Below are 12,841 nucleotides of genomic sequence, written 5' to 3'. Positions count from 1 at the left end.
TGGACGAGATAAGCGGAATCAGCTGAACGTAACGAAACGAAGGGATCGAGGTGCACGTGCCCGACGTCTCCGTGGTCGTCATCGTCTACAACGACGCAGAGCGTCTGCCGACAGCAGTCCGGTCGGTTCTGGACCAGACCCTGCACAGCGTCGAAGTCGTGATCGTCGACGACTGCAGCAAGGACCGCTCGTACGCGGTCGCCCAGGAACTGGAATCCTCGCATCCGGGAAGGGTGCGCGCGTTCCAGCTGCCGGAGAACAGCGGCGGCTGCGGTGCGCCGCGCAACCACGGCATCCAGCAGGCCACCGGAACGTACGTGATGTTCCTCGACAGCGACGACGTGCTGGAGCGCAACGCCTGCCGGAACATGCTCGACGCCGCCGAGCGGACCGGCTCCGACCTGGTCGCGGGCATGTGCGTACGCGTGCACCTCGACAACCGGTGGGGCAAGACCACCGAGTGGTACCCCTGGATCTACTCGCGCACCCGCACCCTGGAATCGATCACCGAGTACCCCGACCTGCTGGTCTACGACACCCTCTCCACGAACAAGTGCTACCGGCGCGCGTTCCTGCTGGAGCAGGGCCTGGAGTTCCCGGTCGGCATCCACTACGAGGACCTGCTGTTCTCCGCGCAGGCCTACGTGGCCGCCCGCCGCATCACGCTGATCCCGAACCACGTCTACTTCTGGAACGTGGTCGAGAAGGCCGCGGCCCTGTCGATCAGCAACCGGCGCCACGAGATCGCGAACTTCGTCCACCGGATGGAGATCCACCGCCGCGTCGACCGCCTGCTGGCCGAAAAGGGCCACACGGACATCAAGTCCGCGAAGGACGCCAAGTTCCTCAAGCACGACCTCGTGCTGCACCTGCGCGACCTGCCGCTGCTGAGCGACGAGTACCGCCAGGAGTTCGCCCGCCTCGCCAACGGCTACCTCGCGGGGATCGACCCGGCCGCGTACGAGAACGTCACGTACCTCCAGGCGATCTGCGCCTACCTGCTGGGCAAGGAGGACTGGGACAACCTGCTCCCAGCCGCCGACGCCATGACCAACAAGGGCCGGCTCACCTCCCCGCTCGCCGAGCGTGACGGCCGCGTCTACTGGTGTGCGCAGCACATCGACGGTCCCGACGGCGCCGAGGCCCGCCGGATACTGGACGTCACCGAGCAGGCCTTCCACACCACGCCGCTCACCTCCCTCACCCTGGGCAACCGGCTCACCTCCTACGAGGACGACGGCCGCGGCACGGTCACCATGTCCGGCTCCGTCGTGAACCCGCTGGGCCGCATCCCGGCCGACGCGGAGCTGAAGGCCACGCTCGAATTCCGGGCCCGCCGGCAGATCGGCGTGCGCTCCTTCAGCTTCCCGGTGGAAACCGTCCGCCACGCCGGTGACACGATCGAGTGGACCGGCACCGCCGACGTCGCGAGCACGGTCCGCCCGCTCGGCATCATCGACGCCGTCTGGGACGTCCGACTCAAGCTGACCGCGGGCGGCGAACGGATCACCACCCGTGTCGCGATCGGCGGGGTCGACCTGGAGTCGGCGGCCCGGCTGCGCGTGCGCCCGCGCCTGACCCGGCTGGTCTCCGACCGCTTCGGGCCGGAGATGACCAAGAAGGGCAACCTCAGCTACGTGCTGAGCGCCGAGGGCGCCGCCGCCGTCCGCACCCAGTCGCTGATCAACAACGCCATACAGGGCAAGGCGGCCGGCGTGGTCAAGCGGGGCCTGCGCAAGGCACTGCGGGCCCGCCGCAACATCGGCTCCGGCGAGCAGAAGGTGAAGATCTACCACGAGGTCTTCTCGAAGCTGCCGATCAAGAAGGGCACGGTCGTCTTCGAGAGCCACATGGGCAAGCAGTACAGCGACAGCCCGAAGGCGATCTACGAGGAGCTGGTCCGCCAGGGCGCGCCGTTCGAGGCGATCTGGTCGTACGCGGGCGCCAAGCCCACCGGCTTCCCCAAGGAGGCCACCCTGGTCAGGCGCTGGAGCTGGCCGTACCTGCGCGCACTCGCCCAGGCCGAGTACTGGGTCGACAACCAGGGCTTCCCGCTGGCGCTGGCCAAGCGCCCGGGGACCACGTACATCCAGACCTGGCACGGCTCGGCGCTCAAGCGGATGGGCTTCCACGAGCCCCGGACCAAGGCGCAGGGCCGGGCCGGCCAGGCCCGTTTCCAGGCGGCCGTCGACCGCTTCGACCACTTCCTGATCCGCTCCGAGCACGACACCCGCACCCTCGCCAAGGGCTTCCGGCTGCGTGACGAGGTGCTGCTGCGCACGGGCTACCCGCGCAACGACGCCCTCGTCGAGGCGCACCGGACCGAGTCGCACAGCGGTGAGCGGGTACGCGGGCCGCTCGCGGGCGAGCTCGGCATCGACCCGGACAAGAAGGTGCTGCTGTACGCGCCGACCTTCCGGGCGGGCGCGGACGGCGCGGTGGAGGGCTTCACCTTCCCCTTCGACGTGGAGGAGTTCGCGGACCGGCTCGGCGACCGCTTCACGCTGCTGGTGCGGACCCACTACCTCAACAGCGTCTCGCTGCCGCCGTCCGTCGCGGGCCGCGTCGTCGACGTGTCCCGGCACCACGACATCACCCCGCTGCTGGCCCTCGCCGACGGTCTGATCACCGACTACTCGTCCGTGATGTTCGACTACGCGGTCCTGGACCGGCCGATGCTGTTCTTCGCGTACGACTACGAGAAGTACGCGACGGACATCCGCGGCACGTACTTCGACCTGAAGGAGAAGGCCCCGGGCCCGGTGGTGGCCACGGCGGACGAACTGCTGCAGGCGCTCGCCGCCTTCGAGGAGGCGGACGTGAAGTACGCCCAGGCGCGGCAGCGGTTCCTCGCCGAGTTCGGCGAGTACGACCGCGGGGACGCGGCCCGCCAGATCGTAGAGAAGTTCTTCACCAGGAGCGGCAAGTGAGCCAGCAGACCGCCACCCCGGGCGGCCGTGACATCTTCATCGTCTCCAACAACGTGGACGAGATCGGCGGCGTGACCACCTGGTCGCACCAGATGGCCCGGCAGTTCACCGACCGCGGCCACCGGGTGCACATCGTGGGCATCGCCCCGGTCGCCGACGACATCCGGCAGAAGCTGCCGCAGGGCCTGCCGTACGAGATGACCACCCTCTACGACGCGCACCCGCCGTCGGCCCGCCGACTGCGCGGGATCAAGGGCCGGCTGAACGCGCCCGAGCGGCGCCGCCAGGCGGCCCGGCGTGCGCAGATGCGGGTCAAGGCCGAGCAGCTGAGCGAACTGCTGCGGGCAGCCCGTCCGGGCGGTGTCGTCATCGTCACCCAGGTCTGGGCGATGGAGTGGGTGGCGCTCGCCGACACCAAGGGGCTCACCGTCATCGGGATGAGCCACGAGTCGTTCGAGGCCAGCCAGAAGTCCACCCGCGGGGAGCGGGTCCGCCGCTTCTACCCGCAGGTCGACCGGCTGCTGGTGCTGACCGCCGAGGACGCGGACCTGTGGATCCGGGCGGGCATGGAGAACGTGGGGAGCATGCCGAACCCGCTGCCCTTCATGCCCGACTCCCCCGCGCCGCGCACGGAGAAGGTCGTGGCGTGCGTCGGCCGCCTCGCCTTCGAGAAGGGCGTCGACCTGCTGCTCGACACCTGGGCGGACGTCGCCCCGCACCACCCCGACTGGACCCTGCGGATCTACGGGGCGGGCGCGGAGGAGGCAACGCTGAAGGCGCACTGCACCTCGCTGGGCCTGGACGACTCCGTGGAGTGGATGGGAAGCACCGACGACGTGCTGGGCGCCCTGCGCGGAGCTTCGGTCTTCGCCCAGGCCTCACGGGCCGAGGGCTTCCCGATCACGCTGCTGGAGGCGATGGCGGCGGGCGTGCCGCCGGCCGCCTTCGACTGCGCGCCGGGCGTACGGGAGATCGTCGAGCACGGCGAGGACGGGCTGCTGGCCCGGCTGGGCAACACGATGGAGCTGGCCGGGCACCTGCGCGAGCTGATGTCCGACCGTGAGCTGCGCGACCGGCTCGGGGACAACGCCTTCCACGCGGTGCAGCGCTACTCCAGCCCCGAGATCACCGACCGGTGGGAAAAGCTGTTCTCCTTCCTGGAGCGCTGACCGCACCCTCCACGGCACCCATGTGAAGCAGCCCGCCCCGGACACTCCCGGGGCGGGCTGCTTCATTTACGGCACATGCGGTTCGTCTCCGGCCGGTCAGGCCTTGTGGACGTCCCGGTGGGCGTCCTTGCGGGCCACCTTGTTGGCCTCCCAGCCCGCCCAGGCGGAGGTGACCATCTCACGGACGTCGTGCCGGGCCTTCCAGCCCAGCTCCCCGGTGATCTTGTCAGCCGAGGCCACGACCTTCGCCGGGTCGCCGGGGCGGCGCGGGCTGATCACGGGGGCGATGTCGTGCCCGGTGTTCTTGTTCAGGAGCTCGACCATCTCGGCGACGGAGACGCCCTCGCCGCGCCCGATGTTGACGGTGAGGTCCTTGTAGTCGCCGGCCGCGGCCCACTCGGCGAGCTTGCGGGCGGCCGCCACGTGGGCCTCCGCGAGGTCCTCGACGTGGATGTAGTCGCGGATGCAGGTGCCGTCCGGGGTCGGGTAGTCGTCACCGAAGATCTTGGCGCCCTGGCCGGCGTCGTAGCGCTCGAAGACCATCGGGACCAGGTTGAAGACGCCGGTGTCGGCCAGCTCGGGGGTCGCGGCGCCCGCCACGTTGAAGTAGCGCAGGCAGGCGGTGGAGATGCCGTGCGCCCGGCCCGCGGCGCGCACCAGCCACTCTCCGGCCAGCTTGGTCTCGCCGTAGGGGCTCAGCGGCTTGCACGGGGTGTCCTCGGTGACCAGGTCCACGTCGGGCATGCCGTAGACGGAGGCGGAGGAGGAGAAGAGGAAGTTGCGGATGCCCGCGTCGGCCACGGCCTGGAGCAGGACCGACAGGCCCTGCACGTTCTCGTGGTAGTAGTACATCGGCTTCTCGACGGACTCGCCGACCTGCTTCTTGCCCGCCAGGTGCACCACGCCGGTGATCTTGTGCTTGCGGATGACCTCCTCCACGACCAGCCGGTCGAGGACGGAGCCGACCACCAGCGGGACGCCTTCCGGTACGCGGTCCTCGTCACCCGTGGAGAGGTCGTCGAAGACGACGACCTCCTCCCCCGCGAGCCGCATCGCGCGGACGACGTGCGCGCCGATGTATCCGGCGCCACCGGTGATCAGAAACGTCATGTGTGTCTCCTTGGTCCTGTCCGACTTCGGGATGAAGAGCGCGGCGTTGTGCAGGTCTCCGGGCGCGGCCCGGCTACGGGGCCTCAGCCCGCCCCACGGCCCGCCCGGGCCCGGTGGAGGCGGTTGCGTACGAGGTACAGCGCGCCCTCGGCGCCGGGCGCGAGGCGCAGGGCGAGGGCGCCGGCCCCCGTCCGGTAGGGCTGCGCCAGCAGAACACCGTACCGGCTGCTGGGCAGCGCCCGACGGCGAAGCAGTCGGCCCCGGGGGCGCAAGGAGGTGAACACCGAGCTCCCGTCGGCACACCGCACGCCCACCCCGACGTTCCACGCCTGCATCCTGCGCAGCCCCTGGCGGCGGCCCGTGACGGCCAGGTCGGCGAGGCGGAACGGCAGTACGGCGGTCCAGCCGCCGCTGCGGTCGGGCTGCAGCTCGACCGGCTGCGCGAGGACCGCCTCGCCGCCCGCACGGGGCAGGAAACTCAGCTGCGCGGTGACGGGCCCGGCCTCGGCGAGGCGCCCGTACAGGTCGTGCAGGTGGATCCGGACGGCGGCGCGGCCGGCCGGTTCGGCGTCGACGGTGACGGGCAGCTCGCCGACCGGCAGCACGGGCAGACCCGCCAGCTCGACCGGGAGCTCCTCGCTCCACACCGGAACCCCGGTGGGACCGGTCGCGTACGGGGGCAGCAGCCGCGGCGGTTCGGCGGCCAGCCGGGTGAGCCGCTCGACATCCGCGGGCGGGGTCGCGGTGGCCCGCAGCACGGAGACGATCCAGCGGGCGTGGGCCGCCGCGGACTCGATGTCGGCCTCGGGGAAGGTGTCGATGTACTCGCGGGTCAGGGTCCACCAGGCGGCCTGGTACTCGGGGTCCCGGCCGAGCTCGCGCAGGTACATGCGCAGGTCGTACTCCAGGAACTTCACCCGGCAGGCGCTGCCCAGCACCGGGGAGGCCTCGGCGAGGATCCCGGCGGCCGTGCGGTGGGCCTCGATGCGGGAGCGCCAGTTCCCGACGTCCTTGCGGTCCAGGGAGATCGACACCTGGGCGGCGCTGCGGCGCACGTGCCAGACGTAGACGAGGTCGCCGGTGACGGCGATGCGGGGGCCCGCGGCGAGCACGCGGGCGGTGAAGACGAAGTCCTCGTAGATGAACCGGCCGTCGGGGAAGCGCAGGCCGTTTTCCTGGAGGAAGGCGCGCTCGTACAGCTTGTTGACGCAGAGGGTGTCGCGGACGAGCTCGGGCCGGTCCACCGGCCGCTCGATCACCTCGCCCGGTGTGTGCAGGCCGGGCATCCACGGAATGTCGTGGTGCTGGGGCAGCTCGCGCCGTACCGCCGCGCCCACGGTGACCGGGGCGCGGTGCTCCTCGGCGGTGCGCACCAGGGCGTCGGCGGCCCCCGGCGGCAGCACGTCGTCGCTGTCGAGGAAGAGGACGTACCGGCCGGAAGCTGCCGTGATCCCGTCGTTGCGCGGGGTACCGCACCCCCCGCTGTTCTCCGTCCGATGCACGACCTTGAGGCGGGGGTGGACGGCCGCCAGGTCGTCCAGCACCCGCGCGGTGCCGTCGGACGAGGCGTCGTTCACCGCGATGACCTCGGCGACCACCGGGCCCTGGGCGAGGGCCGAGGAAACGGCCTCGCCCACGAGCCCGGCGTCGTTGTACGCGATGACCACGACGGAAACCGTGGGGAGGTTGCTGCTGTTCACCCGGAAGATCCTAGGCGACCGACATAAAGGCGCCTTCAAGCCTTCCGGGCACATGTCCCTCGGGAGGGGGTCAGAACGGCTTGAATTCGTCGTACTCCTGCTGCGCCGAGTCCCCGCGCTTGGCTTCCTTGTCCTTGCGGCGGGTGGTGGCCGGACGCGGGGCGTCCAGACGGTGGTCCTCGCCGCGGCGGCCCAGCATCTCGGCGCCGGCCATCATGGTCGGCTCCCAGTCGAAGACGACCGAGTTCTCGTCGGAGCCGATCGCGACGCCGTCACCGGCGCGGGCGCCCGCCTTCTTCAGCGCCTCCTCGACACCGAGGCGGTTGAGGCGGTCGGCGAGGTAGCCCACGGCCTCGTCGTTGTTGAAGTCGGTCTGGCGGACCCAGCGCTCGGGCTTCTCGCCGCGGACGTTGTAGACGTCCTCGACCTCGTCGTAGGTGATGGTGAAGCCGGAGTCGTCCACGGCCTTCGGGCGGATGACGATGCGGGTCGCCTCCTCCTTCGGCTTGCGGGCGCGGGCCTTGGCGATGACCTCGGCGAGGAAGTAGGACAGCTCCTTGAGGCCCGTACGGGCTACCGCGGAGACCTCGAAGACCTTGTAGCCGCGCGCTTCCAGGTCGGGGCGGACCATCTCGGCGAGCTCCTGGCCGTCCGGGATGTCGACCTTGTTCAGGACGACGAGGCGCGGGCGCTTCTCCAGGCCGCCGCCGTAGAGCTTGAGCTCGTTCTCGATGGCGTCGAGGTCGGCGAGCGGGTCGCGGTCGGACTCCAGCGTGGCGGTGTCCAGCACGTGCACCAGCACCGAGCAGCGCTCGACGTGACGCAGGAACTCCAGGCCGAGGCCCTTGCCCTGGCTAGCGCCCGGGATCAGGCCCGGGACGTCGGCGATCGTGTAGACGGTCGAGCCGGCCGTGACGACGCCCAGGTTCGGGACGAGGGTGGTGAAGGGGTAGTCCGCGATCTTCGGCTTGGCGGCGGACAGCACCGAGATCAGCGAGGACTTGCCGGCGCTCGGGAAGCCGACCAGCGCCACGTCGGCGACGGTCTTGAGCTCCAGGACGATCTCGCCGGTGGTGCCGGGGACGCCGAGGAGCGCGAAGCCGGGCGCCTTGCGGCGGGCGGAGGAGAGCGCGGCGTTGCCGAGGCCCCCGCGGCCGCCCTCGGCGGCGACGTAGGTGGTGCCCTGGCCGACGAGGTCGGCGAGGACGTTGCCCTCCTTGTCGAGGACGACGGTGCCGTCCGGGACGGGCAGGATCAGGTCCGTACCGTCCTTGCCGGAGCGGTTGTCGCCCGCGCCGGGCTGGCCGTTGGTGGCCTTGCGGTGGGGGCTGTGGTGGTAGTCCAGCAGGGTGGTGATCGCCTGCTCCACCACCAGGATGACGTCGCCGCCACGGCCGCCGTTTCCGCCGTCGGGGCCGCCGAGCGGCTTGAACTTCTCCCGGTGAACGGAGGCGCAGCCGTGGCCCCCGTTACCCGCGGCGACGTGCAGCTCGACGCGGTCCACGAAGGTGGTCATGGGTGTTCCTCCAGATACATACGGGAATGTCCCGGGCAGGCCTTGCTGCCCATTAAAACGTGGTCTGTATGACAACGCGCCGAGGGCGGACCTCTCTTCCCGGCTTGCGCCGGAAAGAGCTGAGATCCGCCCTCGGGAAGTTACGAACGCTCGATCAGCCGAAGCTGGATCAGGCGGCCGGAACGATGTTGACGACCTTGCGGCCACGGTGCGTGCCGAACTGGACCGAACCGGCCAGCAGCGCGAACAGCGTGTCGTCGCCACCACGACCGACACCCGAGCCCGGGTGGAAGTGGGTGCCGCGCTGGCGGACGAGGATCTCACCAGCGGAAACGACCTGACCGCCGAAGCGCTTCACGCCGAGCCGCTGGGCATTGGAGTCGCGCCCGTTCCGGGTGGACGATGCGCCCTTCTTGTGTGCCATGTCTCAGTCCCTCTTACTTCGCAGCCGCGGGGATACCGGTGACCTTGATCGCCGTGTACTGCTGGCGGTGACCCTGGCGACGGCGGTAGCCGGTCTTGTTCTTGTAGCGCAGGATGTCGATCTTGGCGCCCTTGTGGTGGTCCACAACCTCGGCCGTGACCTTGATGCCGGCCAGGACCCACGGGTCGCTGGTCACGGCTTCGCCGTCGACAACGAGCAGGGTCGAGAGCTCGACCGTGTCGCCAACCTTGGCAGTGGAAATCTTGTCAACCTCAACGATGTCGCCGACAGCAACCTTGTGCTGGCGACCACCGCTGCGCACGATGGCGTACACGCGGATCTCTCTCTCACTCGGGACGGATGCTCCTGAAGCCAGCCGCTCAGGCAAGCCCCGCCAAGAAGGCGGAACCGCACGGATCCGGATTGGACGAGCGGCCTCTCTCGCACGACGCTTGCGCGTACGGAACGTGAGGAAGGTGCTCAGGAGCGCGGCGTTCTCTAAGACACGCCGACGGTCTAGGTTACGGGGCCGGTTCCGGAGGGTCAAACCGGGCCCCTACGTCCGTGGGCCCCGCCACTCGGCGGGGCCCACGGACGCGGTGTCACTCAGCGGTGGATCAGGCTTCGGTCGGAGCCGAGACGGACGGGAGCGTCTGCTGCTCCGCCGCCGCGGTCTTCTTCGTCGCCCGCTTCACCGCGGTCTTCTTGGTCGTGGCCGCCTTCTTGGCCACGGTCTTCTTGGCGGCCGCCGCCTTCTTGGCCGGGGCCTTCTTCGCCGCGGTCGCCTTCTTGGCCGGAGCCTTCTTGGCGGCCTTCTTGGCCGGTGCGGCCTCCTCGACCACCGGTGCGGCTTCCTCGGCCGGCGCTGCGGTCTCGGTCACCGGGGCGGCCTCGACGACCACCACGGCGGCCGCTGCCGAGCCTGCCGGGGAACCGGCGGGTGCGGTGGCCTTACGGGTGGCACGGCGACGCGGACGGGCCGGAGCGGCCTCCACGACGGGGGCCTCCTCGACCTCGGCGACGACGGCGACCTCGGGCTCGGGCTCGACGACGGGCTCGGGCTCCGGCACGACGACCGGCTCCGGCTCCGGGGCCACCTCGGCCGCGGGGGCCGGGGCACCCGCCGGGGCGGTGGCCTTACGGGTCGCGCGGCGACGGGTCCGGCCCTTCGGCGCGGCCTCCGCGGCTGCCTCCACGACCTCGGCGGTCTCGACGACCGGAGCGGTCTCGGCGACGAACTCCGGAGCCGGCTCCAGCACCGTCTCGGCCGGCTCGGTCACCGGCTCGTCCACGGCCACGGGGGCCGGGGCCTCGACCGGAGCGGCCGCACCGCGCGGGGCGCCCGCCGGAGCGGTGGCCTTACGGGTGGCACGGCGCCGGTTGCGGCGGCTGCTGATGCCCGCGGCGGCCTCGGCCTCGGCCGGGCTGCTGTAGAGCTCCTCGTCCGCGACGAACTCCGGCTCGGGCAGGGCGCGCGGCGCGGCGGCCTCGGCAGCCACCTCCGCCTCGGACTCAAAGCCCTCCGTGTCGACCGTCTCGACCTCGTGGTCGTGCTGGTCGAACTCGGTGCGGCCACCGCGGCGCTTGGAGCGCTTGCCGTTGCCACCGCCGCCGATCACGGTCGGGGTCTCCATGTGGACGATGACACCGCGGCCGTTGCAGTGGACGCAGGTCTCGGAGAAGGACTCCAGCAGACCCTGGCCCACCCGCTTGCGGGTCATCTGGACCAGGCCCAGCGAGGTGACCTCGGCCACCTGGTGCTTCGTACGGTCGCGGCCCAGGCACTCCAGCATGCGCCGCAGGACCAGGTCGCGGTTGGACTCCAGGACCATGTCGATGAAGTCGATGACGACGATGCCGCCCAGGTCGCGCAGCCGCAGCTGGCGCACGATCTCCTCGGCCGCCTCCAGGTTGTTCCTGGTGACGGTCTCTTCGAGGTTGCCGCCCTGACCGGTGAACTTGCCGGTGTTGACGTCGATGACGATCATCGCCTCGGTCTTGTCGATCACAAGCGAGCCGCCCGAAGGCAGCCACACCTTGCGGTCGAGCGCCTTGGCGAGCTGCTCGTCGATCCGGTACGTCGCGAAGACGTCGACCTCGGAGGTCCAGCGGGACAGCCGGTCGGCCAGGTCCGGAGCCACGTGGTTCACGTAGCCGTGGATGGTCTCCCAGGCGCCGTCGCCGCTGACGATGACCTTCGAGAAGTCCTCGTTGAAGATGTCGCGCACGACACGGACGGTCATGTCCGGCTCGCCGTACAGCAGGCTCGGCGAAGAGGTCGAGATCTGCTTCGACTTCTTCTGGATGTCCTCCCACTGGGCCTGCAGACGCTCGACGTCGCGGCGCAGCTCGTCCTCGCTCGCTCCCTCGGCGGCGGTGCGCACGATGACGCCCGCGTCCTCGGGGACGATCTTCTTGAGGATGGTCTTCAGACGCGCGCGCTCGGTGTCGGGCAGCTTGCGGCTGATGCCGGTCATCGAGCCCTCGGGCACGTAGACCAGGTAGCGGCCGGGCAGCGAGACCTGGCTGGTCAGGCGGGCGCCCTTGTGGCCGATCGGGTCCTTGGTGACCTGCACCAGGACCGACTGGCCGGACTTGAGGGCGGACTCGATGCGGCGCGGGCCGTTGGCCATGCCGAGCGCCTCGAAGTTGACCTCACCGGCGTACAGGACGGCGTTGCGGCCCTTGCCGATGTCGATGAAGGCGGCCTCCATCGACGGCAGCACGTTCTGGACCTTGCCCAGGTAGACGTTGCCGACGTACGAGGTGGCCTCTTCCTTGTTGACGTAGTGCTCGACGAGCACGTTGTCCTCAAGGACGCCGATCTGGGTGCGCTCGCCGGCCTGGCGGACGACCATGACGCGCTCGACGGCCTCACGGCGGGCCAGGAACTCGGCCTCGGTGATGATCGGCACGCGGCGGCGGCCCTGCTCGCGGCCTTCGCGGCGGCGCTGCTTCTTCGCCTCCAGGCGGGTCGAGCCCTTGATGGACTGGACCTCGTTGGAGGACTCGGCCTTCTCGCGCGCGGGGCGCGGCTCGCGGACCTTGACGACGGTACGCACTCCGTCCTCGTCGCCCGCTTCGGCTGCCTCGGCAGGGCCCTCGCCACTGCGGCGACGGCGACGGCGGCGACGACGGCTGGAGCTGGAGCCCAGGGCCTCGTCGGCCTCCTCGTCCTCTTCCTCCTCGGCGTCCCGCTCGGCGGTGTCCTGCTCGGCGGCCTCGGCTTCGTCCTCGGCGGACTCGTCGAGGTCGGCGGCCTCACCGCGACGGCGGCGACGGCCACCGCGACGGCGGCGGCGCGACGGGCGCTCGCCCGACTCGTCGCCCTCTTCGAACTCGCCGGACTCCTCGTCGAGCTCGGCGGCCTCGGCCTCCGGCTCCTCCTCCGCGAGCACCTCGGGAAGGGAGACCGGGGCGGACTCGGCGACCGGAGCGGACTCGGCGGCGCCGCGCCCACGGCGACGGCGGCGGCCGGCGGGCTGCGCGACGGGGGCCGCGGTGACCTCGGCCTCGAACTCGGTCTCCTCTTCCTCCTCGACCTCTTCGGCCGGGGCGGCGGCGCGAGCGGCCGCGGCGGCCATGGCAGCGGTCTCGGGGGTCTGGAACATCGGCTCGGCGAAGACCGGGGCCTGGAAGACGGCGACGGCGGGACGCGCGGCGCGGCGGGCGCGGGCCGGGGCGGCGGGCTCGGCGCTCTCGGCGACGGGCTGCGGGGCGGCGGCCGGAGCGGCGGAGCGGGTGGCGCGGCGGCGGCCGCCGCGCTTGGGCGAGTCCACGGCGTCGGCGACGGTCACGGCGCGGGCGGCCTTGGGGGCCTCCTCCACGACGGGCGCGGGCTCGGCGGCGGGGGCCTCGGCAGCGGCCTCGGCGGCCGGAGCCGCGACGGCGCGGGTGGCACGGCGACGGGCACGCGGAGCGGGGGCGGCCGGGGCCTCCTCCTCGGCCACGGCGGCGGGAGCCTCGGCCACGGCGGCCGGAGCCTCGACCAC

8 protein-coding genes are annotated in these 12,841 nt (G+C 71.3%); 2 read left to right on the top strand and 6 right to left on the bottom strand.

Annotated features, from left to right (window positions below):
* Positions 1-50 precede the first annotated feature (50 nt).
* Positions 51-2,930: a bifunctional glycosyltransferase/CDP-glycerol:glycerophosphate glycerophosphotransferase gene (locus tag ACZ4YL_RS05120; protein WP_468113835.1), complete on the top strand. Its 2,880-nt coding sequence runs from the start codon at positions 51-53 to the stop codon at positions 2,928-2,930.
* Positions 2,927-4,099 (top strand): glycosyltransferase, encoded by a 1,173-nt coding sequence (locus ACZ4YL_RS05115; RefSeq protein ID WP_468113834.1) that lies wholly within the window; start codon positions 2,927-2,929, stop codon positions 4,097-4,099. Before ACZ4YL_RS05120 ends, ACZ4YL_RS05115 begins: the two co-directional genes overlap by 4 nt.
* A 96-nt stretch (positions 4,100-4,195) precedes the next feature.
* On the opposite strand, the gene galE is transcribed toward ACZ4YL_RS05115, so the two are convergent.
* From galE to ACZ4YL_RS05085, 6 genes are all read right to left on the bottom strand, one after another.
* Entirely contained in the window at positions 4,196-5,209 is a 1,014-nt protein-coding gene (galE, locus tag ACZ4YL_RS05110) for a UDP-glucose 4-epimerase GalE (RefSeq protein WP_468113832.1), read from the bottom strand.
* A gap of 83 nt (positions 5,210-5,292) precedes the next feature.
* Positions 5,293-6,909, bottom strand: a complete 1,617-nt coding sequence (locus ACZ4YL_RS05105; RefSeq protein ID WP_468113831.1) for a glycosyltransferase family 2 protein — start codon at positions 6,907-6,909, stop codon at positions 5,293-5,295.
* A 70-nt stretch (positions 6,910-6,979) separates the two neighbouring features.
* Entirely contained in the window at positions 6,980-8,425 is a 1,446-nt protein-coding gene (gene obgE, locus ACZ4YL_RS05100) for a GTPase ObgE (RefSeq protein WP_468113829.1), read from the bottom strand.
* Positions 8,426-8,594: 169 nt separating this feature from the next.
* Positions 8,595-8,849, bottom strand: a complete 255-nt coding sequence (rpmA, locus tag ACZ4YL_RS05095) for a 50S ribosomal protein L27 (protein ID WP_112446573.1) — start codon at positions 8,847-8,849, stop codon at positions 8,595-8,597.
* Between the two features lie 13 nt (positions 8,850-8,862).
* Entirely contained in the window at positions 8,863-9,183 is a 321-nt protein-coding gene (gene rplU / locus ACZ4YL_RS05090) for a 50S ribosomal protein L21 (RefSeq protein WP_030013082.1), read from the bottom strand.
* Between the two features lie 283 nt (positions 9,184-9,466).
* Positions 9,467-12,841: Rne/Rng family ribonuclease (locus tag ACZ4YL_RS05085; protein WP_468113827.1), on the bottom strand; the 3,375-nt coding region annotated here is incomplete at its 5' end.

The organism is Streptomyces sp. NPDC030021 (assembly GCF_055574035.1).
Note: the sequence above shows the minus strand (reverse complement) of the source record. Positions and strands in the feature narration are given on the sequence as shown.

Coding starts and splice junctions, on each gene's coding strand:
- galE (WP_468113832.1), bottom strand. CDS start 5,209: ATGACGTTTCTGATCACCGGTGGCGCCGGATACATCGGCGCGCACGTC.
- rpmA (WP_112446573.1), bottom strand. CDS start 8,849: ATGGCACACAAGAAGGGCGCATCGTCCACCCGGAACGGGCGCGACTCC.
- obgE (WP_468113829.1), bottom strand. CDS start 8,425: ATGACCACCTTCGTGGACCGCGTCGAGCTGCACGTCGCCGCGGGTAAC.